Origin of the sequence: Acetobacter ascendens (assembly GCF_001766235.1) — a bacterium.
Taxonomy (GTDB): Bacteria; Pseudomonadota; Alphaproteobacteria; order Acetobacterales; family Acetobacteraceae; genus Acetobacter; species Acetobacter ascendens.
The window spans coordinates 575,669-598,814 of sequence record NZ_CP015164.1; the positions used below are offsets into that span (position 1 = coordinate 575,669).

The following is a 23,146-nucleotide window of genomic DNA, read 5'->3' on the forward strand; positions in this document are numbered from 1 at the left end:
CGCCAGCCTCTTACGTGAAAGGGTGGGAGGCTGTTAGAGAAGAGCGCATGACGTCACAAGCATCTGCTTCCTCTACTCGTTCGTCCCGTTCATCCCGCGATTTGTTGCCGGATAATACTCGCGTGCTTCTGAGGAGGTTATGGCGGGGGCAGGTGCGCCATTACCCTGGTAACCTTACGGCTGTTGTGCTGCTTACGGTGTTAACCGCCGGGCTTACAGCATTGTATCCGCTGGTTATCCAGCGCGCGCTGGATATGTTTTCCAGCCACGATTCCCGCATTCTGTATCAGGTGCCGCTGTTGGTGGTGCTGATTACGGTTGCCAAATCTATTTCTCAATACGCACAAACGCTGGCATCTCAAGGGCTGGTGCTTAAGGTTATTCGCGGTTTGCAAAGCGAGATGTTTGCGCATCTGATGCAGGCGGATATTACCGATGTAGAGCGTGAAGCCCCGGCCAAACTGGCAGCACGTTTTACCACGGATGCCGTTTCTATCCGTGAAGCCATGATCCGGGCAGTGAACTCACTGGGGGATGTTGTTACCGTGGTGGGGCTGATTGCCTCCATGTTCTACATGGATTGGGAACTCAGCCTGATAGCCGGTCTGCTTTACCCCATTGCTGCCGTGCCTATCCAAAAATTGGGCAAGCGTGTGCGCCGCGCATCTGGCGGCATGCAGGAACGGATTGGCGAAACAGCCGCTTTTCTTACGGAAAGCTTTAGTCAGGCCCGCACCGTACGTGTGTATCGGCTTGAGCAGCGTGAGGAAGAACGCGCAGCTATTTCTTTCGATCATCTGCATCAGGCCATGTTGCGCATTACGCGAGGCCGTGCGCGTGTTGACCCCTTGCTGGAAGCACTGGGCGGTTCAGCCGTGGCTGCCGTGTTGGGGTTTGCAGGGTGGCGGGCTGCTATGGGTGGTGCCACATTGGGGGATTTCTCCGGCTTTGTGGCCGCATTGTTGCTGGCAGCGCGCCCACTGCGTGCATTGGGGGCCTTGAATGCTGCCTTGCAGGAAGGTCTGGCCGGGCTTGTGCGCATTTTTGAAATTATTGATGAAAAGCCCGCCGTGGCAGATTGCCCGAACGCCGTACCCCTTTGTGCCGGGCAGGGTGATTTGGTTTTTGAGGACGTCGGCTTTGTTTACCCAGATGGGCGGGTTGGCCTTTCTGGCCTAAATTTTGAGGCCAAGCCGGGCTTTACCGTAGCTTTAGTGGGACCATCTGGCGCAGGTAAGTCTACAGCACTTTCCCTTGTGCCGCGTCTGCATGATGTTACATCCGGCCGTATTTTGCTGGATGGGCAAGATCTGCGTGATCTTACCCTGACCAGCCTGCGAGATGCCATTGCCTATGTCAGCCAAGATCCGCTGCTGTTTGATCTTTCTGTGCGCGACAACATTCTAATAGGCCGCCCCACTGCTACAGAAGAAGAAGTGCAAGCAGCAGCCAAGGCGGCAGCGGCTGAAAAGTTTATTCTGGCCTTGCCCGCAGGGTATGAAACCATAGTGGGTCCGGGCGGGCAGCGTCTTTCTGGCGGCCAAAGGCAACGTGTGGCCTTGGCGCGGGCACTGCTACGTAACCCACGCCTTCTGCTGCTGGACGAGGCCACAAGTGCGCTGGATAGTGAGAACGAAGCCGCAGTGCAGAACGCTTTGGTGACGTTGCGGCAGGGACGCACAACGCTTGTGGTGGCGCATCGCCTTTCCACCGTGCGTTCGGCTGACTTGGTGGTGGTGATGCAGGAAGGCCATGCCGTGGAATGCGGAAACCATGATGAACTCATGGCGCAAAATGGCCTGTATGCGCGTCTGGTCAGAACCCAAGGGCTGGAACGCTAAGGCCAGCGCAGCAGATCAGACGTGCCAAACTGCGTCTTTTTTACAGCAAAACATTAAAAACCTGGGTTGCACGTGTGCTGAATGCCATGTGCGACTTGATGCCTGCTTGTGAACATGCCACAAAACTGACCGACCAGTTCGGTCAGAGAAAGATTGACCGAAAAAGCAGGGTATGCGCCGTGCGTTTGAGATGGCAGGGAACAGTATGACAGACGACCACAACGACCAGTCTTCCGCAAATACCGGCGCACCAGCCAAGCCAGAAGAAAAGAAAAAAGAGAATCCCCGCCGCAAAATAATTCTTACTGGGGTTATTGCCGTGCTGGCTGTGGGTGCCGGTGTGTACTGGTTTATGACTCGCAATGAAGTTGAAACCGATGATGCCTTTACCGCAGGACGTGCCATTACCATTGCGCCGCACGTTAGCGGGTATGTGACGGAACTGCTGGTGAACGATAACCAGTTTGTACGCAAAGGGCAGCTTCTGGCCCGCATAGACCCGCGAGACTGGAAAGCCGCGCGAGATCAGGCTGCAGCACAGGTTGAAAGTGCGCAGGCCTCCAAAAACGCCAGTGACATGATGCACATGGTGGCTATGCTGGAGTTCCCCGGTAAGCTGTTGCAGGCAAAAGGCCAGCTAGAAGCAGCCAAGGCTCAGGAATTCAAGGCGCAAACAGATTTCCGCCGCCAGCATGTGGTAGAGCGGGCTGCAACATCGCAGCAGGATATAGATTCCGCTCGCGCTGCGTTGGATGCGGCCAAGGCCCGTGTGATAGCCGCGCAGGGGGCTGTGCAGATGGCCATGCCTGTGCAGCCCAATATTCAGAACACCGCTATCCAGATCACTCAGGAAGAGGCAGCGGTTAAAACTGCGCAGGCTCGGCAGGAAACAGCAAACCTGAATTTGGAATGGACAGAAATTCGTGCCCCGCATGATGGCTGGATTTCCCAACGCAATCTGGAGCAGGGCAATTACGTGCAGCAGGGCCAGAATATACTGTCCATTGTAGAGCCGGAAGTGTGGGTGGTGGCCAACTATAAGGAAACCCAGATTACCCGTATGAAGCCCGGCCAAAAGGTGGATATCAAGGTAGATGCTTACCCATCCCTTAAGGTGCACGGGCATATTGATTCACTGCAAAAAGGCACGGGCGCGCAGTTCAGTGCTTTCCCGCCAGAAAACGCAACGGGCAACTACGTAAAAATCGTGCAGCGCGTGCCGGTTAAAATCCTGATTGATGACGGTTTGGACCCCAACCAGCCTCTGGCACTTGGTATGTCTGTGGTGCCCACCGTGCATGTTGATACAGAAGGGCATTCTGATGCACCACCACGTGATGGGGCAGAACCCGCAACTCCGGCCCCGGCTGCGCAATGAGCACACAGGCCGAAGTAGCCCCCGGCGGATGGAAGCCGAAGCATAATCCGTGGACTGTCGCCTTTGTTGTGACCATAGCGGCGTTCATGGAAATTCTGGATACAACCATCGTGAACGTCTCCCTGCCGCATATCGCAGGGAACCTGTCCAGCACATATGATGATGCCACGTGGACACTAACGGCCTATCTGGTGGCCAACGGGATTGTGCTGACAATTTCTGGTTGGTTGGGCAAGGTTTTTGGCCGCAAGAACTACTTTCTTATCTGCATTGTTATGTTCACCGTCTCGTCGTTTTTGTGCGGTACGGCCACCAGCCTTGCAGAGCTGGTTATTTTCCGCTTGTTGCAGGGCTTTTTTGGCGGAGGGCTTCAGCCCAATCAGCAGTCCATTATTCTGGATAGCTTTCCGCCCGAAAAACGTGCCGCAGCGTTTGGCCTTACCGCCATTGCTGCCGTTGTGGGGCCGGTTATTGGCCCAACGCTGGGTGGGTGGATTACCGATAACTTCTCATGGCGCTGGATTTTCTTCATCAACGTGCCATTCGGGTTTTTAACAACCGTAGGTGTGATGGCGCTGGTGGAAGATCCTCCATGGGCGCGTAAGCAGAAAGCCCCGGTGGATGCCATTGGCATCAGCTTAATTACCATTGGGTTTGCCAGCCTTGAAGTGATGGTGGACCGTGGTGAGGATGCAGACTGGTTTGGCTCTACCTTCATCCGCATTATGGGCGTTCTGGCGTTTCTGGGCATTGGTGGCGCTATTTTGTGGCTGCTGCATGCTAAAAACCCGGCAGTGGATTTGCGTGTGTTCAAAGATCGTAACTTTGCGGTGGGCACAGCGCTTATGGGGGCAATGGGGGCGCTGCTTTATGCATCCGCCATTATTGTTCCGCAGTTTGCCCAGCAGGTTATGGGGTACACGGCCACAATTTCCGGTTTGCTGCTTTCTCCGGGTGGGATTGCCGTTATCTTTCTCATCCCGATTGTGGGTAAGCTGATGACGCTCATGCCTGTGCGAAATGTGATTGCACTTGGTTTTGGGCTTATGGGCATAGCTCTGTTCTGGTCCGCCCATTTGTTGCCATTGCTGGACTTCCACCACCTCATGCTGTTCCGCATGAGCCAGACGGCCTGTTTGGCCTTTCTGTTTGTGCCGCTTTCCACCATTGCGTACTCCACTATTCCGGAAAAGCTGAATGCAGATGCCTCGGCTCTGTTCAGTATGGCACGTAACGTGTTGGGGTCTTTGGCGATTTCTGGCGCTACGGCACTGCTTACAGAGCGGCGGCAGGCGCATCAGTCCTACATGGTGCAGTGGATGACGCCGTACCATCAGCCGTATAATGACTATCTGGCACAGGCCAAAGGCGTTGCCACAGCCCACGGATACGCCCCCGGCGCGGCTCAGGCCATTGCACAGCACACCCTCTTTCAGGAATTCACCCGGCAGGTGGCCATGTTGTCTTATAATGAAGTGTTTATGATCTTGGGTATTGGCTCGTTCCTGTGTGTGCCATTTTGCTTCTTGTTTTCTGCCATTACAGGCAGCGGCAAAACGACCGGCGCACACTAAAAACTAAAAAGCGCAGCAAAAAGTTAATAAAAAAGCTCCCTGACTATGGTTGGTCAGGGAGCTTTTTTATTGCGCGTTACTTTTATGCGCGAGATTTTGCAAACTGTGCAAAATCCTGCACCAAGCGCTCATAAATCGGTTTTTTGAATCCAACATTTTGCTGGGACAGGGTGGCAAGATCTATCCATTGCCATGCGTCAAATTCCGCGGGTGTTTGGGCATCCAGATGGATATCAGTATCTGTGCCTTCAAAAGCCAAAGCAAACCATTTTTGTGTCTGGCCCTGATACTTTCCACCCAATGCACGGCCTATAAGATGCTGGGGCAGATCATACGTGATCCATTCTGGATGTTCGGCCAGAATGCGCACTTTGTCTGTGCCAATTTCTTCTGCCACTTCGCGCAGCACGGCTATTTCTGGAGCTTCTCCGGCATCAATACCGCCTTGCGGGCATTGCCATGTGCCTTCGCTCAATGGGCCACCAGCGCCGGGCATATCTGTGCGCCGGGCAATAAACACGCGCCCATCCGTATGAAAGATCATGGCCCCAACGTTAGGGCGATATGGAAGAGATGGAGAGTTTACGTCTATCATTGTTGCGGCTGGCCTTGCTGCTGCACCCGTGGGTTGGAGAGGTTCACATGCATGCTGCCATCTGCAGCGGCTGGGCCATAGGCGGACATATCCGGCGGCAGAACAATCTGGCTAACTGGCACCAACGCAATGCCCATATCTTTTAGGTGCGGCAACCATGCGCGTAGGCAGGCCATGGCTACAGGCCGCAACGGCCCCAAAATGCCAATGGCGCGCCCGTTCTGCCGTGCCAGTTGTTGAAGTTTTAGCAATTGGATATCAATGTTTACAATATCCGTATCCGTGTTCACTACAACATCAGCAGTGGCTGCGCTGCTGGCACCCTCGGTTTGTGTGCCCGGTGTGGCATCCAGATAAAGCAGGCCACGCTGATCCATGGCCTTTACCAAAGATTTAAAGCTTTCAGATTGCGGAAAGCTGCCGCCATTCTGCCCTGCAAAGGCGTTGGTAACACCCACATACCCAGCCAGATGAGAAAGCGCCCAGTTTAGATTATCCATGTTCTGCTGGGGAGAAAGCAGCAGCCCAAGCGCTTTGGGGCCGGCATCTGTATTTTTGTTGGCGTTATCCTGAATGGGGAGAGAAAGCAGCGTTTCATGGCGGTGCTGGCGTGCAGCATCCATCAGTGCTTCAGGGTTGGCTGCATAAGGTGAAATACCCAGAGAAACCGGACCGGGCAGGGAGTTTATGGCTTCGGTTGTCAGATCATCTGTCTGGTCTATGCCATCAATCAGCAAAGCCACCATGGGGGTGCCGGGCGGCACATCTACAGCAGGGGCGGCATAAACCTTTTTGGGCGTGCGATCATGCGCGCCCACTTTGGGGAGGGGAAAGCCCCCCGGCCCATTCTTGCTTTCCAGCAGATCAGCCTGTGGTCCGGGAATGGTGGTGCGCTGCGCGGGGGAGGATTGTTTGGCAGCGGAATCTGCCGAAACATCAATATCCTGCCCCTCAATGGAAAGGCCGGGCGGCCCCATAACTTGCAGCCCTATGGCAAGTGCCACAGCGGCTGTGGCGCACCCGCCCCAAAAGCGGATAAAGGCGCGCCCGTTAGAGGGCAGTTGCTGCCAGAGCGATGGAGTGTGCATGGCCTTTCCCTTTCGCGCCCTTAGTGGTGCGTTGCACTATCCGTTTTAGCGGGTGGCTTGGCAGGCGGCAGAGATGCAGCCGGATCAGGAGAAGGCAGGCCAGCCATAAAGCGCACAATGCGCAGGCCTTCCTGAAGCTGGAAGTCTGTTGCGGGCTTGTCATATTCAAACTCTGGCCAGTTTGCTGGCGGTTCGTTTGGAATATCCTTGGCAATCGCGGGCAGATCCGTGCGGGGCTGTGCTTTGGTCTGGTTGCCCCCCTGATTTTTCAGGATATGTTCCAGATCAGCTTCGCGCAGGCTGAAGGCCGGGTCTTCCCGCGTTTCTTTCACCACAATATCAGGCGTGATGCCCAGCGCCTGAATAGAGCGGCCAGAAGGCGTATAGTAACGCGCAGTGGTTAGGCGTACGGCACCATTACCCGGAATAGGGATAATAGACTGCACAGAGCCCTTACCAAAGGAACGCGTGCCAATCAGCACTGCACGGTGATGATCTTGCAATGCGCCAGAAACAATTTCGGAAGCAGAGGCGGAGCCACCGTTAATCAACACTACCAGCGGCAGACCATCCGTAATGTCGGTGCCGTGGGCATCCCAACGCTGGCTGTCTTTGGGGTTGCGCGAACGGGTGGAAACAATCTCGCCCGAACGGATGAAGTTGGAAGAAACATCCACTGCCTGATCCAGAAGCCCCCCCGGATCATTCCGCAGATCCAGCACCATTCCGGCCAACTTGCCACCAGCCTGCTGTTTAAGGCTGTTATAAGCCTTCAGCAGTTCTTTTTCCGTGGTTTCGTTAAACTGGGCCACGCGGATGTAACCTACCCGATCATACAGCGCGGATTTGACAACATCGATGTGAATTACTTCACGCGTTAGCGTCACCACAATGGGTTTGGGTGTTTTTTCGCGCACCAGTGTCAGGGTGATTTTGGTGTTGGCCTTGCCGCGCATTTTTTTTACGGCTTCATCCAGCGGGGTGCCATCAATCGGGTGGCCATCTACGGCAATAATGTAATCACCCGGTTTGATGCCTGCCCGAAAACCCGGTGTGCCATCAATGGGGGAAACAACGCGGATATGCCCATCTTGCTGCTGAAGTTCCAGACCAAGGCCGCCGAACTCGCCCTTCATCTGCACCATCATGTCATCATACTGTTTTTGCGTCATGTAAGAGCTGTGCGGGTCCAGCCCGCTTAACATGCCATTCAGCGCATTGGTAATCAGATCACGGTCTGAAACAGGTTCCACATACTGTTGGCGGATCATGTCCATAACCGTGCCAAACAGTGTGAGCAGCCGGTATGTTTCAGCATGGTTTGTGGTGGGTGTGGCATCTGGCGCAGTGGCAGCCTGCGCAGGGGAAGCTACAAGGGCAGAGCCAAAAAAGTGGCCCGGATGAAAAGCCAGGGCAAGGCCGGTTAAGGCAGTGGCGCCGAACATCAGACCTGTGCGGAACTTCATGCGATCGTCTCTCCTGTCGCAGGGCTGTATGTGGCCCTTGCGTGTTCTTCCTGTCTTTTCAGCCAGCACAATAGGGGTGCGGCCAAGGTTTTACGCGCATAACCAGATGTTCTGGCGTTGGTTGGGTAGAGTAACCTTTGTGCCCCTGCTTGGCAAAGTGCCAGCGTGTTTTTTGCCATTACAGAAAAGGCGCGGGATTGATGGTTTTCTGCCCATGGCGCAACTGAATGAACAGTGTGCCAGAGCCTCCGGAACTGCTCATCTGTCCTATAGGTGCGCCCTTTGTCAAACTCTGGCCCATATCTACGGCCAGTCCGCTTAGGCCCGCCATGATAAAGCGGTAGTGGCGGCCGCAATTTAAAATAAGCATTTGCCCATAGGTGCGGAACGGAGCTGCAAAGTCTACCGTGCCCGCACAAGGGGCGCGCACGCTGGCGCCGGGGGGTGTGCGGTATGTCATGCCCGTAGCAGGGCCAGATTCGGTGGCAGACCCCCAAGTAGAAATAAGTGTGCCTGCAACGGGCCGCAGGCCAGATCCGGCAGAAGGATGTTCGGCCAGCCCCGGCCCCTGTGTTTTCACCATAGCGGCCATTTTACGGCGTGCAGCTTCGGCCCGGGCCGCTTCATGCGCGCGTTCTGCGGCAGCTATTTCTTTTTGCAGGGCAGATTCGGCCTGTGCTTGAAGGGCATCTAGTTTGGAAACAGCATCCTGCAAACTGGCAGCACGTTGTGTTGCAGTTTGTAGCTGATGATTGGTGTTAATGGCAGTAGCTGACGCTTGTTTTTGGGCTTCCCGCGCAAGGGCTGCCTGTTGGCGCACAGTATCGCGCTGGTGACTTTGGGTTTGTTCAAGCTGGTTCAGTTCGGCCAACTTGTTTGTAAGCGTGGTGTTGAGCGCAGCCAGTCGGGTTTGACGAGCGCGCATGCCTTCGGCTTCCTGTTCCATCTGCCGAGAAAGCCCGCGTAGAACCAAAAAGCCGGTAATGGCATCACCCTGTGGCATGGGGGCCGCCAACAAGGTATCAGACGGGTACAGAGAAAGACGTTCCGCCAAGGGCAGAATAGGGGCGAGCGCATGGGCATCTTGCGCCAAGGCGGCCTGAAGGGTGGCCTGCTCCTTTTTGACATCCGAAATCTGATCTTGCAGATCAGCAAGCTGTTGCTCTGTGCTTTGAAGTTGCGATGTAGCACTGACTGTCGCAGCAGAAAGAGCAAGAGCACGGTTTTTAGCTTCTGCCGCTGCGGCCTGAGCTGCCTCATTCTGGCTGCGAGATTGCGCAACAGCGGCGGCTTGGCGGGCTTTTTCCTGTTCCATCGCCTCATGCTGCGCATGGGCCGCATTTACGGCAGCCTGTGCTTCTCGCACAGAACGATCAGACATAACGGAAGGCGCTGCGACCGTTTTGCTTTTGCGCGTATGTGTGCTGTGGGGTTTGCTTTCTCGCTCAGGAGTTTTGGTCGCAGTTTGTGTGGAATGATGCGTCGTTGCGACTTTTTTATGATGTGTGGTTGCAGCCTGTAAGGGCATTGCTGGATAGCCCACCAGCAATGCAGGAACTGCAACCAGAACCGCCGTATATCCGGCCAGTTTTCCCCAGTGGGGAGAAGGGCGGGCAGGGAAAGAAGAAGGCCGGATACGTTTCATTCAGCGTTCAAGCAGGGAAGAACCCGTCATTTCCGTAGGTTTTGGCAAGTTAAGAAGAGCCAATAGCGTGGGGGCAATATCTGCCAGCCTGCCACCATCGCGCAGGGCGGATGCGCCGGAACCATAGGCAATAAAGGGCACAAGGTTAAGTGTGTGTGATGTATGCGGCCCGCCGGTTTTGGGGTCTTTCATGGTTTCGCAGTTACCATGATCCGCCGTGACCAGCAGCGCGCCATGTTGTTCTGCTATAGCCTGTGCAATGCGGCCCAAACCGGTATCCACGGCTTCTACTGCCTTTACGGCAGCATCCAGCTTGCCCGTATGGCCGACCATGTCTGGATTGGCAAAGTTGAGAACAAGCAAATCATATTCACCACTTTTAATGGCGGTTACAGCTTTGTCAGTGAGTTCTGGAGCAGACATTTCTGGCTGAAGATCATAGGTGGCCACTTTGGGGGATGGCACCATAATACGATCTTCCCCTTCAAACAGCATTTCGCGCCCGCCGTTCATGAAGTAGGTGACGTGCGGGTATTTTTCCGTTTCCGCCATGCGCATCTGTTTGAGACCCGCGCGAGACACAACCTCACCCAGCAAGTTTGTCAGTTCCTCTGGCGGGAACAGAATGGACATGCGTTTGGAAAGCGTATCGCTGTAATGTGTCATGGCCACAGCGGCGGCAAACTGCACAATTTTGCGACGTGTAAAGCCATCGAAATCAGGTTCCAGCAGGGCATCCATGAGTTGGCGGATACGGTCTGCGCGGAAGTTGAAGGAGAGAATGCCATCTCCATCCTTCATGCCGGTGTACCCTTCCAGCACAGTGGGGATGATAAATTCATCTGAAATATCGGTCTGATAGGCGTTGTTCACCACATCTTCTGGCGTGGCAGCTTTTGGGCCTTCTGCGCTCACAATAGCGTTGTAGGTTTTTTCTACGCGATCCCACCGTTTGTCGCGGTCCATAGCATAGTAACGGCCGGAAATGGTGGCGAGCTTTGTGGAAGAAGGCAAATCAGCCTGAAGTTTTTTTAAAAACTCCTGTACAGAGCGTGGAGCGGTATCGCGCCCATCTGTAAACAGGTGAAACGCCACCGGCACGCCTGCTTGCGCAACAATATGCGCAAGGGCCGTGGCATGATCCTGATGGGAATGCACACCACCGGGGGAAACAAGCCCCATCAAGTGGCAGGTGCCGCCGCTTTTTTTCAGCGTGGCAATAAAGTTTTCTATCACCGGGTTACGGGCAAGGCTGCCATCCCGAATGGCGGTGAAAATGCGCGGCAGTTCCTGCATCACCACACGGCCTGCACCAATGTTTAGATGGCCAACTTCGGAGTTACCCATTTGCCCTTCAGGCAGGCCAACATCTTCGCCGCTGGTGCGTACAAAATTGTGTGGGTTGTTTTGCCACAGCTTATCAAAATTGGGGGTGCGGGCAATCCGCACCGCGTTGTCTGATTGATCCTCTCGCCATCCAAACCCATCAAGGATGACAAGCATAACTGGTCTTTTTTGTGGGTGCGATGTGGAGATCATAGGTTAAGCCTTTTTATGTTTTTTGTTTATGCGTGAATAATGCCACCAAATTGCATGAAGACAAAGAGGGCAAGTACAGCAAGCGCCCGCATGCCCAAACACAAAGGGCAGCCCCAATAAAGGAGCTGCCCTTGTAAAAGCCTCAACACCTAAAAGTTTTCAGGCGCGACGCACAATATAGGATTTACCTAGTTCCTGCGTGATAAGGGCAGCGTGTTCTGGGTCTCGTGCTTCTATCATCACTTCCAACTGTGCTGCCTGCACAGAGGGGGCAGCAAACAGGCGCTGGTGCGAAACTTCGATAATATTGCCGCCAGCTTCCCCAATGCTTTTGGAAATATCGGCCAGAACACCGGGGCGGTCTGGAATTTCCATAATCAGGCGCAAGATACGGCCATCACGCAGCATGGCGCGCAGCAGAGTGTTGGCCAGAATACGGCTATCAATGTTTCCGCCAGAAACAGGCAGGGCAACCTTTTTACCGCGGAACATATCCGGGTAGGTCAGCAGGGCAGCAAGCCCGGCAGCGCCTGCGCCTTCACTTACCTGCTTGGCGCCTTCAGCCAGCAGGGTAATGGCGTTTTCAATAGCGGATTCAGAAACAACCAGAACCTGATCAACCAGCTTGCGGATGACTTCATCCGTTTGGCGGCCAATTTGCAGAACGGCAATACCTTCCGCAATGGTAGCACCGCCATTGGGGCGCGTGGCCGGGCCGGGGAAGGCACACAGGGAATCATACTTTTCCACCTGCACGCCAATCAGCTTGATATCCGGGCGCATGGCGCGGGCAGCCACGGCGCAGCCAGAAAGCAGGCCACCCCCACCAATCGGCACCACCAACGCATCCAACGGCCCGGCATCCTGAAAAAGTTCCAGCGCGCAGGTGCCTTGGCCCGCCATAACTGCGGGGTCATCATACGGGTGAATAAAGGTGCGGCCTTCGCGTGCTTGCAGGTCTTCTGCAAACATCAGGGCTTCTGCAAAGCTTTCGCCTTCCAGAATAACACGCGCGCCCCAGTTGCGGGTGCGCACCACTTTGCCTGCTGGTGTAAACTTGGGCATGACAATAACGGCATCAATACCCAGCAGACTGGCATGGCGGGCCACACCTTGCGCATGGTTGCCAGCAGATACGGCAATCACACCACGGCTGCGTTCTTCGGGGGAAAGCAGTGCCAGTTTGTTGGCGGCGCCACGCTCCTTGAACGACCCAACAGCCTGAAGGTTTTCAAGCTTAAGGGTAATATCAGCCCCGGTTGCTTTAGAAAGCGCGTGGGAAGCAATGGTGGGCGTACGGATCACATTGCCACGGATACGATCTGCCGCGGCTGTGACATCCTCAAACGTGATCATATTAGATAAATTTGACGGAAAGGATTTCGTAAGTCCGATCTCCGCCCGGTGCGGGCACAGAAACGGTATCGCCTTCTTCCTTGCCAATTAGTGCTTTGGCAAGTGGGGAGGAAATGGAAATGCGGTGCTGTTTGATGTCTGCTTCGTGCAGGCCAACAATCTGGTACGTAATTTCCTTGTCCGTATCTTCGTCCACAAGGCACACAGTGGCCCCGAACTTGACCTGCTTGCCGGAAAGGGAGGTAGGCTCAATAACTTCTGCGGTGGAAATAAGTTCTTCCAGCTCCAGAATGCGGCCTTCAATAAAGGACTGTCGTTCTCGTGCTGCGTGATATTCCGCATTTTCAGAAAGATCGCCGTGGCTACGGGCTTCCGCAATGGCGCGGATAACTGCCGGACGTTCTTCTGATTTCAGCTTGCGCAGCTCATCTTCTAGCTGCAGCAGGCCCTTGCCCGTCATTGGAGTTTTCTGCAAGACGCATCCCCAGACTTAAAAAAGCGGCCGGAACCAGCGGGTTCCGGCGCAAAAGTTAAACAGTTACACGGGCAAGGCATAACCTGCAAAAGCAGGCTGCCACCCGAACATGGCTAAGGGGGCGCAGGCAGGTTATGCCCGCACCTTTAGCTTAGAATGTTCCACTAAAGTATGACTGAAGTGGCGCAACATCAAGCGGTCCTTCACGCATTGCCGCAATTGCATGAATTGCAGCCCGCGCGCCGGCCATGGTGGTGTAGTGCGGAATCCCCAGCACAAGGGCGGAGCGGCGGATATCAAAACTGTCCGCTACAGACTGCGCACCCTGTGCTGTGTTGATGACCATCTGCACCTCGCCAGAGCGAATGGCATCCACACAATGTGGGCGGCCTTCCAGCACCTTGTTCACAAGGTTGACCTCAATACCGGAATCGCGCAGCTTTTTAGCTGTGCCGCGGGTGGCCATAATACGGAAACCCATGGAAGCCAGCAGTCGGCCCAGCGGCGGCAGTTGGGGTTTGTCACTTTCACGCACGGAAAGGAACACCGTGCCGGAGGTTGGCAACTTAACGCCAGCCCCAAGCTGAGATTTGGCAAAGGCACGCTCGAAGGATGTATCCAGCCCCATAACTTCACCCGTGGAGCGCATTTCTGGCCCCAGAATGGTGTCTACTTCCGCAAAGCGGTTGAAGGGGAATACGGCTTCCTTCACCGCAACATGCGGCACCACAGCCCGATCATCCAGATTAAAGCCGGAAAGCTTGGCGCCAGCCATAACGCGTGCACCAATTTTAGCCACCGGTACACCTGTTGCCTTGGCCACAAATGGCACGGTGCGGGATGCGCGTGGGTTCACCTCAAGAACAAAGATTTCCTGATCCTTGATGGCGTACTGCACGTTCATCAGGCCCACAATGCCCAATTCCCGCGCCATGGCTTCTGTCTGGGCTTTCAGCTCAGTTACAATGGCGGGGGAGAGGGTATAGGGCGGCAGGGCGCAAGCACTATCACCGGAATGGATACCTGCTTCTTCAATGTGTTCCATCACGCCAGCCACATACACATCTGTGCCGTCTGCAATGCAGTCCACATCAGCTTCAATGGTTTCGTTCAGGTAACGATCAAGCAGGATCGGGCCAGAGGAAATATCGTGCCCGGCCATTGTCAGCACATCGCGCATGTAGCGTTGCAGGCCGTTACGGTCGTACACAATTTCCATGGCGCGGCCACCCAGCACGTAGGAAGGGCGCACCACAACCGGATAGCCAACTTTTTCGGCCACGGCTTCGGCTTCTTCCGGCGTACGGGCAATGCCGTTTTCTGGCTGACGCAAGCCCAGCTTGTGCAGCATGGTTTGGAAGCGTTCACGGTCTTCCGCCCGGTCAATAGCATCTGCCGGGGTGCCCAGCAGCGGAATGCCTGCGGCTTCCAGAGCGCGGGAAAGCTTAAGAGGTGTCTGCCCGCCATACTGCACAATGCAGCCCTTAACCGTGCCTTTCTGCTGTTCGCAGCGGATAAGGGAGATCACGTCTTCAGCCGTCAGCGGTTCAAAATACAGACGGTCGGAGGTGTCATAGTCAGTAGAAACCGTTTCCGGGTTACAGTTGACCATGATGGTTTCATAACCGGCTTCACGCAGGGCGTAAGCGGCATGCACACAGCAGTAATCGAACTCAATACCCTGCCCGATACGGTTGGGGCCGCCACCCAGAATAATAATCTTTTCCCGGTCTGTCGGGTTGGATTCACAGGTTGGCGGCGCAAACTGCCCTTCGTAAGTGGAATACATATACGGGGTGGAGGATGCGAACTCACCTGCACAAGTATCAATGCGTTTGTAAACCGGCGTTACACCAGCTTCTGACCGCAGTTTGGCCACTTCTTTAGGCTGCGTGCCAGACAGGCGGGAAAGCTGCACATCCGAGAAACCAAGGGCCTTCAGGCGGCGCAGGCTCTGGGCATCCTTCGGCAGACCGTGGTTTTCCACTTCCCGTTCTGCGTGAATGATTTTTTCCATTTCACGCAGGAACCAAGGCTCAAACTTGCAGGCTTCGTGAATGTCATCCACGGAAAGGCCCGCACGCAGCGCCTGTGCGGCCATAAGGATGCGCTCCGGCTTGGGCTGGGAAAGCGCCGCACGGAAGGCATCTTCTCCACCATCGCCGGGCTGCTCCACAGGGTCCAGCCCGTGCAGGCCGGTTTCCATAGAGCGCAGGCCCTTCTGCAAGGCTTCGGGGAAGGAGCGGCCAATGGCCATGGCTTCCCCCACCGATTTCATGGAAGTGGAGAGCAGAGCCGGTGCGCCGGGGAATTTTTCAAACGTAAAGCGCGGGATCTTCACCACCACGTAGTCAATGGTGGGTTCGAAGGAAGCCGGGGTGGTGCGCGTGATGTCGTTTTTCAGCTCATCCAGCGTGTAGCCAACAGCCAGCTTGGCCGCCACTTTGGCAATGGGGAAGCCCGTAGCCTTGGATGCCAGCGCAGAGGAGCGAGACACGCGGGGGTTCATTTCAATAACCACCATGCGGCCATCTTTGGGGTTCACCCCAAACTGCACGTTGGAACCACCCGTTTCCACGCCAATGGCCCGCAGGCAGGCAATGGAGGCATCACGCATGCGCTGATATTCTTTATCGGTCAGCGTTAATGCCGGAGCAACGGTGATGGAATCACCCGTATGCACACCCATTGGGTCAATGTTTTCAATGGAGCAGATGATAATGCAGTTGTCCGCCTTATCGCGCACAACTTCCATTTCATACTCTTTCCAACCCAGCACGGATTCTTCCACCAGCACTTCCGTGGTGGGGGAGGCATCCAGCCCGGAAAGCACGATCTGGTCGAACTCTTCACGGTTATAGGCAATGCCGCCGCCGGACCCCCCCATGGTGAAGGAAGGGCGGATAATGGTGGGGAAGCCAATCTGCTTAAGCGCATCGTGCGCTTCTGCCAGCGTGTGGGCAATAAAGCTGCGCGGGCTTTCAATGCCAATGGCATCCATGGTTTCACGGAACTTCTGGCGGTCTTCAGCCCGGTCAATCACCTCGGCGTCTGCGCCAATCAGTTCCACATTATGCTTGGTCAGAAAGCCCGAGGCATGCAGCGCCATGGCGGTGTTTAGCGCTGTCTGGCCGCCCATGGTGGGCAGCACGGCATCTGGCTTTTCCTTAAGGATAATGCGTTCCACCACTTCCGGCGTAATGGGTTCCACATAGGTGGCGTCCGCAAGGCCGGGGTCTGTCATGATAGTGGCTGGGTTGGAGTTTACCAGAATAACCCGGTAGCCTTCTTCCCGCAGGGCCTTACAGGCCTGTGCGCCAGAGTAATCGAACTCGCACGCCTGCCCGATAACAATAGGGCCAGCGCCGATGATAAGGATGGAGCGGATGTCTGTCCGTTTGGGCATGATACGTTCGTTCCCGTTATTTCTTGGCGCTGTTAAGGTCGATCAGGGTGACAAAGCGTTTGAATAGATAGAAGCTGTCAGACGGGCCGGGGCTGGCTTCGGGGTGATACTGCACGGAAAATGCCGGATATTTGTCTGATGCCAAGCCTTCGTTTGATCCATCAAACAGGCTGACATGCGTAACATGGGCATTGGCTGGCAGAGTATCGGCATCCACGGCAAAACCGTGGTTCTGGCTGGTAATTTCTACCCGCTTGGTGGCCAGATCCTGCACCGGCTGGTTGGCCCCGCGGTGGCCGCGTTCCATCTTGTAGGTTTTGGCACCCAGCGCACGGGCCAGAAGCTGATGGCCAAGGCAGATGCCAAACAGAGGCACACCGGCATCCAGCACAGCTTTAATGGCGGGCACAGCATATGTAGCCGTTGCTGCCGGATCGCCCGGGCCGTTGGAGAGGAATACACCTTCTGGCTTAAGGGCCAGAATTTCTTCACCCGTGGTGGTGGCCGGTACAACGGTGACATCGCACCCAGCGGCTACAAGGCAGCGCAGAATGTTACGTTTTGCGCCGTAATCAACAGCCACAACCTTGCGGCGGTTTGTGGGGGCTTCCTTGCTGCCTTCGGGCCATTCCCACACGCTTTTGGTCCATGCATATGGAGCAGAGCATGTGACTTCCTTGGCAAGATCCATACCTTCAAGGCCAGGCCAAGCTTTGGCTTCCGCCAAAACGACATCCAGATCAAACTTGCCATCTTGCGGGAAAACCAGCGCTGCCGTTTGCGCACCCTTGTCCCGAATTTTTAGGGTGAGGGAGCGGGTATCCACACCGGCAATACCGGAAACGCCGCGTTCCTTCAGCCACACATCAAGGCTTTCTGTTGCACGCCAGTTGGCTAGTGCAGTGGGGTCTTCCTTCACTACAAGGCCGCGTGCAAACACCTTTGTGGCTTCATCATCTTCAGCATTCGCGCCCACATTACCGATATGGGGGAAAGTGAAGGTAATGATCTGCCCAGCAAAAGATGGATCAGTCAGTGTTTCCTGATACCCGGTCATGCCGGTTGAAAAGCAGATTTCGCCAATGGAGGGTTTGGAGGTAAAAGCACCAAAGCCTTTTCCCCACAATACGGTTCCATCTGCGAGAACAAGCGCGGCGGTGGCGCCATCGGGGCGGGCGTCGGGCATGGATGATCCTGTCTTGCTGTCTCCCGCATGGGGGGAGGGTCGGTCTGTCGAAATGGGCTGGAGGTCTTCCAGGGCAAGGCCTGTGGCCTGCGCAATGACTGGCCAATGGCGGGGCGGAATAGCCTGCGCCTGCCGCCATTTGCGGATGGCTTCTGTGCCAACGCCTGTCAGCTTGGCCGTGGCATCTGGGCCGCCAATCCGGGCGATAATGGTATCTATGGACAAGGGCATGTGCGTGCTTGTGCCTCCCGAAGCCGTCTTCTAGCACTCGTTTTTCAAGGTGGGAAGAAATTTCCCACTCGCAAGATGCTATGGTGGAAATGGGTGGGAAGTTTTTTCCCGCAGTGTTGCATACGTGCCGCGCAGGGGTGGGGAGGTTCTTTATTTCCTGCCAAATGTTTTTTTTGTGAGTCTGGGTGATATGGTGCGCCCGATTGCAGCACAGAAAGAGCGGAGCATATGGAAATGACATTACGTGAACGCCTGATGGCAGACCTGAAAACAGCCATGAAAGCAGGCGAAAGTGCCCGCGTGGCCACAATCCGGATGATTACGGCCAAGCTGAAAGATGTGGAAATTGCAGGCCGCGCCAAAGGGCAGGAAGGTCTGAATGAAAACGAAGCCATTGCAGCCCTGCGCGGAATGGTAAAGTCCCGCACGGAATCTGCTGGCATGTACCGTGATGGCGGTCGCCCCGAGTTGGCGGAAAAGGAAGAGGCGGAAATTGATGTGATCCGTGGCTATCTGCCGCCAGAAATGGATGAAGCTTCCCTAAAGGCCGCAGTGGATGAAGCTGTTGCTGCCGTAAAGGCCGAAAGCCTGAAGGATATGGGTAAGGTGATGGCTGAACTGAAAAACAAGTTCGGCGTGGCGCTGGATATGGGCAAAGCCAGTGCTGCTGTCAAAGCACGTTTGGGCTAAGCGTTTTTTAAACGTCATATTGCAGAAATTAAGTATCGGCCCGATCTGGAGTGGCTTTGTGCTGCTTGGTCGGGCCGCTTGATGAAACGGACAGTCAATGGCGATTGATTCAGCTTTTCTGGATGAATTGCGGGCCCGCACGCCCATTGCGTCCGTTGTGGGGCGCAGGGTCAAGCTGGCTCGCTCCGGGCGGAACTGGAAAGGGTGTTGCCCGTTCCATGGTGAAAAAACGCCCTCCTTTTACGTGTATGATGATCACTTCCATTGTTTTGGCTGCGGCGTGCATGGAGATGTCATCTCCTTTGTCATGCAGATGGAAGGCAAAAACTTTCCCGAAGCTGTAGAGGAATTAGCCTCCAGCGCAGGCATGGACGTGCCAAAGGATACTCGCCGTACACAGCAAGAAGTGGCGCATGTGCGCTCGCTGGAAGATGTGCTGGCAGCTACGCAGGAAATCTGGTCTCACGCTTTGTATAAACCGGAGGGTCGCGCCGGGCTGGATTACCTGCTGGGGCGCGGTCTAACGCGAGAAACGCTGGAAGCCTTCGGCCTAGGCTGGGCGAGTGAGAGGCGGGGCGAACTTGTTTCTGCCCTCGCACCCAAAGGCATTACGCCCGATATGATGGCTGAAGCAGGCCTGATGCGGGTGGATGAGCACGGCCACCCCAAGGGTGAGCTGTTCTGGGGGCGCGTTACGTTCCCTATTCGGGATCGTAAGGGGCGTCTGGTTTCCTTTGGTGGGCGTATTCTGGGTGATGGGCAGCCTAAATACCTTAATGGGCCAGAAACCCCAGTTTTTTCTAAACGGCGGCTTTTGTTCGGGTTGGATCGTGCCCGTGCGGCTGTACGTGCGCCACGCCCCAAAGGTGTATTGGCACCGGATCTGGTGGTGGTGGAAGGGTATATGGATGTTATTGCCCTGCATCAGGCCGGTTTTACGGGGGCAGTTGCCCCGCTGGGTACGGCATTAACCCTCGAACAGCTAGAAGCGCTTTGGCAGGTCGATCGTACGCCCATCCTATGTTTTGATGGTGATGCGGCTGGGCGGAGGGCAGCGGTTAAGGCAGCAGAAACGGGCCTGCCGCTGCTTAAGCAGGATTATTCCCTGCGCATATGTTTGCTGCCAGATGGGGAAGACCCAGATAGCTTGGTGCGTACACGCGGGCGGCAGGCTGTGGCAGAGATGTTTGCGGCAGCGCAGCCTTTATCCGAAGTGCTATTTGATCTGCTTAGCGCAGGCACCAATAATCCGGGACCAGAAGAGCGTGCGGCCCTGCGGCGCAGGCTGACAGAAGTTGCCGCCCTTATTCCAGATAAAACGCTGGCGTCTGAATATCGCTCCACATTGCTGGATCGGTTTTTCACAACGTTCCGGCGCGGTGGTGGCGGTAAGTGGAACGGGCCACAGGGGCGCAAAACCAATGCACCGGCCTCTGTGCCCGGTGCTGTGCCAGTAAATATGGATCAAACGCGTGAACGCCAGCGCCTGATGCTGGAGTTGCTGTTGTTTCATCCTATCTTGGTGCCGGAGGTGGAAGAGGCTCTGTGCCGGCTTGATTTGCCAGAAGAATTTGCCGAGGTGCGCGCCCTTTTGCTTGATCTTTCTGCTGAGGGTGAGTTGCCAGATAACGCTGCGGCATTATATGCATGGTTACAGGCGGAAGGGGCGGAAGAAACCATTCGCGCTGTCATGCGTGAAAGCTACTCTGCGATGTCGGAAAGTGATGCAGAAGACCCGGCACACACTGTTGCGGCAAGAACACAGTGGTGGCATTTTTATGGTTTGCTCTACGGGCCGCAATTTATTCAGGAAGTAAATCGTGAGATTGCGCGTTTTGTTGAAAAAGGCGGAGATTCCGCTGAATGGCAACGGTTACAGGCGCGGCTAGAGGCAATGGAACGCCTGAAACGCGGCGGTGTGGACGACACCGAGCTATAAGACAACAAATGTGTTCAGGGCGTGTTCCCCTTGACTTCACGCGCAGGATATCCCACGTCCTGCCCGCCCTGAAAAGAGAGCAGTACATAGTAAACTGGTCGTTCTGCATTCTGTTCGGATGCGGGCGGGGAGGAGCAGGTCTGGCATGGCGACAAAAACGGCATCAACCAACGCAGCGCAGGAACAGGATGGTGATACCACCCTGCTTGATACGCGGTCTTCTGCAGTCAAAAAACTGATTGCCAAAGGGCGTGAGCGCGGGTGCATTACGTTTGATGAGCTCAATGCCGTTCTCCCGCAGGACAAAATGTCTTCTGAACAGATTGAAGACATTATGGCCGTGCTGTCTGAAATGGGTATTCAGGTTGTCGAAAACGAAGATAACGACAACGAAGAGGCTGAACCCAAGAAAGCCGCAGCAGAAAGCGAAGATGCAGAGGAAGAAGCTGAGGCCGAAGCCGAAGCTGAAAGCCCAACCGGTAACGTAAATGCCGAAAGCGTAGGCCGTACGGATGACCCCGTGCGTATGTATCTGCGCGAAATGGGCACGGTGGAACTGCTCTCTCGTGAGGGCGAAATTGCCATTGCCAAGCGGATTGAGGCTGGTCGCGATGAAATGATTGGCGGCTTGTGTGAAAGCCCGCTGACATTTCGTGCCATCATCTCCTGGCATGAGATGATCCGTAACAATGAAATGCTGCTGCGTGACATTGTGGATCTGGAAGCCATGCAAAGTGGTGGCAACCCGCTGGAAGAAGGCGGAGACGGCACGTTTAACGAAGCCGAATCCGATTCCGAATCGGAAGAAGCAGAAGAGCCAGAAACCGAGGGCGAAGGCGATATTGAGAGCGAAGGCAGTGGCCTTTCCCTTTCTGCGCTGGAAGAAAAGCTCAAGCCGGAAATTCTCGCGCTTTTTGATGAGATCGAACCGCTTTATGCAGCCCTGCGTAAGCTACAGGTTCAGCGGATTGAAGCCCTGACATCTGGTGAAGATGTTGATGGCAATTTTGAAGAAAACTACGTTGCCCTGCGTGAAAAACTGGTGGGCAAGGTAGAGCAGGTGCACCTGCACAATAACCGGATTGAAGATCTGGTTGCCCAGCTTAAGCAGATGTTCCAGAAGCTGAACATGCTGGAAGGGCGTATGCTGCGTCTGGCAGAAAGCTGCCGTGTCTCGCGTGAAGATTTCTTGCTGAAATACCGTGGCCGTGAGCTTGATCCGGGCTGGATGGACATGGTTTCCGGCCTGTCTGGTCGTTCATGGAAGAACTTTGTAGCCAAGCACGCCAATACGGTGGTTGGGCTGCGTGATCAGGTTGCGCAACTGGCGCAGGAAACGGGTTTGCCGATTGGCGAATTCCGCCGTGTGTATGCAACGGTTGCGCGTGGTGAGCGAGATTCTGCCCGTGCTAAAAAGGAAATGATTGAAGCCAACCTGCGCTTGGTTATTTCCATTGCCAAAAAATACATCAACCGCGGTCTTCAGTTCCTTGATCTGATTCAGGAAGGCAATATCGGCCTGATGAAGGCGGTGGATAAGTTTGAATACCGCCGTGGCTACAAGTTCTCCACCTATGCAACGTGGTGGATCAGGCAGGCTATTACGCGCTCCATTGCGGATCAGGCTCGTACAATCCGTATTCCAGTGCATATGATCGAAACGATCAACAAGCTGGTGCGTACCTCTCGCCAGATGCTGCATGAAATCGGGCGTGAACCTGCGCCGGAAGAACTGGCTGAAAAGCTGGGGATGCCGCTGGAAAAAGTGCGCAAGGTGCTGAAAATTGCCAAGGAGCCAATCTCTCTCGAAACCCCGATCGGGGATGAGGAAGATAGCCATCTGGGTGATTTCATTGAGGATAAAACAGCTATTATCCCGTTGGATGCTGCTATCCAGACCAACCTGCGTGAAGCCACAACCCGCGTTCTGGCCTCTCTTACCCCGCGTGAAGAACGCGTGCTGCGTATGCGCTTTGGTATTGGTATGAACACGGATCATACGCTGGAAGAAGTTGGCCAGCAGTTTAACGTAACGCGTGAACGTATCCGTCAGATTGAAGCCAAGGCCCTGCGTAAACTCAAACATCCAAGCCGTAGCCGTAAGCTGCGTTCCTTCTTGGATGATAACTGATCTAAACTTTAACGCCGAATCCGCAACGCGCATGAAGGTGGTTGTTACCTTCATGCGCATGTTTTCTCCGCCCCAACACGTAGCTCTGGCTTTGCCTGAAGGATGGCATATGCAGGAGCGTATTCGGCCTGATGTGGCTGGGTATCGGCTTTTGCAGGATCGGGTTGGGCGAGACTATTGCTGGTGGATGCGGCAGGCGGCATCAGATACCACTCTGGCCCGTTTTCTGGAAACAGCACCTGTAAACATTGGCCTGTTGCGGCAAAAGCAGCAGATCCGTGGTTTTTTTGAGCTGGATTTAGCAGACCCACAATCTGTAAACCTTTCTTATTTCGGCCTGTTTCCAGAAGCGATAGGCCAGAGGGTAGGGCGCGCTTTTCTGGATAACGTATTGCATTTGGCGTGGCGGGGTGGCCCGCGCTCGGTGCGCGTGAATACCTGCACGGCAGATCATCCTCGGGCATTGGCTCTGTATCAGCAGGCAGGCTTCAAGGTTATGCGGCGCGTAGAAGAGATATGGGATGTGCCAGATCGGCTTGGCATTCCTGTTCCACAGCATCTGCGTGTGTGAATCTCTCTTGCTTTTGCCGCGTAAATGTGATTGAG

16 protein-coding genes are annotated in these 23,146 nt (G+C 55.1%); 7 read left to right on the plus strand and 9 right to left on the minus strand.

Translation table 11 applies throughout. The annotated features are described in order from the left end of the window. The first annotated feature begins 47 nt into the window (after positions 1 to 47). The 3 genes from A4S02_RS02835 (at position 48) to A4S02_RS02845 (ending at position 4,793) form a co-directional block, all read left to right on the plus strand. The gene (locus A4S02_RS02835; protein WP_070322890.1) at positions 48 to 1,841 is read left to right on the plus strand and encodes an ABC transporter ATP-binding protein; all 1,794 of its coding nucleotides are present in this window, start codon (positions 48 to 50) and stop codon (positions 1,839 to 1,841) included. Between the two features lie 172 nt (positions 1,842 to 2,013). Next, a complete protein-coding gene (locus A4S02_RS02840) occupies positions 2,014 to 3,219 on the plus strand; it encodes an HlyD family secretion protein (protein WP_019090075.1) in 1,206 nt (401 codons plus the stop codon). Further along, positions 3,216 to 4,793 (plus strand): DHA2 family efflux MFS transporter permease subunit, encoded by a 1,578-nt coding sequence (locus A4S02_RS02845; RefSeq protein WP_070322891.1) that lies wholly within the window; start codon positions 3,216 to 3,218, stop codon positions 4,791 to 4,793. Before A4S02_RS02840 ends, A4S02_RS02845 begins: the two co-directional genes overlap by 4 nt. An 82-nt stretch (positions 4,794 to 4,875) precedes the next feature. On the opposite strand, the gene A4S02_RS02850 is transcribed toward A4S02_RS02845, so the two are convergent. The 9 genes from A4S02_RS02850 to carA form a co-directional block, all read right to left on the minus strand. Further along, a complete protein-coding gene (locus A4S02_RS02850; RefSeq protein WP_070322892.1) occupies positions 4,876 to 5,388 on the minus strand; it encodes an RNA pyrophosphohydrolase in 513 nt (170 codons plus the stop codon). After that, complete coding sequence (locus A4S02_RS02855) at positions 5,385 to 6,476, minus strand: divergent polysaccharide deacetylase family protein (RefSeq protein WP_019090078.1); 1,092 nt, start codon at positions 6,474 to 6,476, stop codon at positions 5,385 to 5,387. The genes A4S02_RS02850 and A4S02_RS02855 overlap by 4 nt, the downstream gene beginning before the upstream one ends. Before the next feature lie 20 nt (positions 6,477 to 6,496). After that, positions 6,497 to 7,942, minus strand: a complete 1,446-nt coding sequence (locus tag A4S02_RS02860) for a S41 family peptidase (RefSeq protein ID WP_019090079.1) — start codon at positions 7,940 to 7,942, stop codon at positions 6,497 to 6,499. A 178-nt stretch (positions 7,943 to 8,120) separates the two neighbouring features. Beyond that, a complete protein-coding gene (locus tag A4S02_RS02870; RefSeq protein WP_070322894.1) occupies positions 8,121 to 9,587 on the minus strand; it encodes a murein hydrolase activator EnvC family protein in 1,467 nt (488 codons plus the stop codon). Further along, positions 9,588 to 11,126: a 2,3-bisphosphoglycerate-independent phosphoglycerate mutase gene (gpmI, locus tag A4S02_RS02875; RefSeq protein WP_070322895.1), complete on the minus strand. Its 1,539-nt coding sequence runs from the start codon at positions 11,124 to 11,126 to the stop codon at positions 9,588 to 9,590. 159 nt (positions 11,127 to 11,285) lie between these two features. Further along, complete coding sequence (locus A4S02_RS02880; RefSeq protein ID WP_003628190.1) at positions 11,286 to 12,482, minus strand: threonine ammonia-lyase; 1,197 nt, start codon at positions 12,480 to 12,482, stop codon at positions 11,286 to 11,288. A gap of 1 nt (position 12,483) precedes the next feature. Further along, positions 12,484 to 12,957: a transcription elongation factor GreA gene (gene greA / locus A4S02_RS02885; protein ID WP_019090082.1), complete on the minus strand. Its 474-nt coding sequence runs from the start codon at positions 12,955 to 12,957 to the stop codon at positions 12,484 to 12,486. Positions 12,958 to 13,108: 151 nt separating this feature from the next. Beyond that, a complete protein-coding gene (gene carB / locus A4S02_RS02890) occupies positions 13,109 to 16,363 on the minus strand; it encodes a carbamoyl-phosphate synthase large subunit (RefSeq protein WP_070322896.1) in 3,255 nt (1,084 codons plus the stop codon). Positions 16,364 to 16,379: 16 nt separating this feature from the next. Beyond that, positions 16,380 to 17,780: a glutamine-hydrolyzing carbamoyl-phosphate synthase small subunit gene (gene carA, locus A4S02_RS02895; protein WP_070322897.1), complete on the minus strand. Its 1,401-nt coding sequence runs from the start codon at positions 17,778 to 17,780 to the stop codon at positions 16,380 to 16,382. A gap of 234 nt (positions 17,781 to 18,014) precedes the next feature. Here carA and A4S02_RS02900 point away from each other — a divergent pair, with 234 nt between their 5' ends. The 4 genes from A4S02_RS02900 (at position 18,015) to A4S02_RS02915 (ending at position 23,111) form a co-directional block, all read left to right on the plus strand. After that, the gene (locus A4S02_RS02900) at positions 18,015 to 18,470 is read left to right on the plus strand and encodes a GatB/YqeY domain-containing protein (RefSeq protein WP_026019480.1); all 456 of its coding nucleotides are present in this window, start codon (positions 18,015 to 18,017) and stop codon (positions 18,468 to 18,470) included. 97 nt (positions 18,471 to 18,567) lie between these two features. After that, entirely contained in the window at positions 18,568 to 20,409 is a 1,842-nt protein-coding gene (gene dnaG, locus A4S02_RS02905; protein WP_070322898.1) for a DNA primase, read from the plus strand. 145 nt (positions 20,410 to 20,554) lie between these two features. Beyond that, positions 20,555 to 22,540 carry an RNA polymerase sigma factor RpoD gene (gene rpoD, locus A4S02_RS02910; protein ID WP_070322899.1) on the plus strand — a complete coding sequence of 662 codons (1,986 nt, stop codon included), beginning with the start codon at positions 20,555 to 20,557 and terminating at the stop codon, positions 22,538 to 22,540. Then, positions 22,530 to 23,111, plus strand: coding sequence for a GNAT family N-acetyltransferase (locus A4S02_RS02915; RefSeq protein ID WP_070322900.1), 582 nt, complete (start codon positions 22,530 to 22,532; stop codon positions 23,109 to 23,111). Before rpoD ends, A4S02_RS02915 begins: the two co-directional genes overlap by 11 nt. Positions 23,112 to 23,146: the final 35 nt, after the last annotated feature.

What these genes read in the sequence shown, in the direction of transcription:
- A4S02_RS02840 (WP_019090075.1), top strand. Translation starts at nt 2,014, where the DNA reads ATGCGCCGTGCGTTTGAGATGGCAGGGAACAGTATGACAGACGACCAC.
- A4S02_RS02900 (WP_026019480.1), top strand. Translation starts at nt 18,015, where the DNA reads ATGACATTACGTGAACGCCTGATGGCAGACCTGAAAACAGCCATGAAA.
- gpmI (WP_070322895.1), bottom strand. Translation starts at nt 11,126, where the DNA reads ATGATCTCCACATCGCACCCACAAAAAAGACCAGTTATGCTTGTCATC.
- A4S02_RS02915 (WP_070322900.1), top strand. Translation starts at nt 22,530, where the DNA reads ATGATAACTGATCTAAACTTTAACGCCGAATCCGCAACGCGCATGAAG.
- A4S02_RS02860 (WP_019090079.1), bottom strand. Translation starts at nt 7,942, where the DNA reads ATGAAGTTCCGCACAGGTCTGATGTTCGGCGCCACTGCCTTAACCGGC.
- carA (WP_070322897.1), bottom strand. Translation starts at nt 17,780, where the DNA reads ATGCCCTTGTCCATAGATACCATTATCGCCCGGATTGGCGGCCCAGAT.
- A4S02_RS02835 (WP_070322890.1), top strand. Translation starts at nt 48, where the DNA reads ATGACGTCACAAGCATCTGCTTCCTCTACTCGTTCGTCCCGTTCATCC.
- A4S02_RS02880 (WP_003628190.1), bottom strand. Translation starts at nt 12,482, where the DNA reads ATGATCACGTTTGAGGATGTCACAGCCGCGGCAGATCGTATCCGTGGC.
- carB (WP_070322896.1), bottom strand. Translation starts at nt 16,363, where the DNA reads ATGCCCAAACGGACAGACATCCGCTCCATCCTTATCATCGGCGCTGGC.
- dnaG (WP_070322898.1), top strand. Translation starts at nt 18,568, where the DNA reads ATGGCGATTGATTCAGCTTTTCTGGATGAATTGCGGGCCCGCACGCCC.
- A4S02_RS02850 (WP_070322892.1), bottom strand. Translation starts at nt 5,388, where the DNA reads ATGATAGACGTAAACTCTCCATCTCTTCCATATCGCCCTAACGTTGGG.
- A4S02_RS02845 (WP_070322891.1), top strand. Translation starts at nt 3,216, where the DNA reads ATGAGCACACAGGCCGAAGTAGCCCCCGGCGGATGGAAGCCGAAGCAT.
- A4S02_RS02855 (WP_019090078.1), bottom strand. Translation starts at nt 6,476, where the DNA reads ATGCACACTCCATCGCTCTGGCAGCAACTGCCCTCTAACGGGCGCGCC.
- A4S02_RS02870 (WP_070322894.1), bottom strand. Translation starts at nt 9,587, where the DNA reads ATGAAACGTATCCGGCCTTCTTCTTTCCCTGCCCGCCCTTCTCCCCAC.
- rpoD (WP_070322899.1), top strand. Translation starts at nt 20,555, where the DNA reads ATGGCGACAAAAACGGCATCAACCAACGCAGCGCAGGAACAGGATGGT.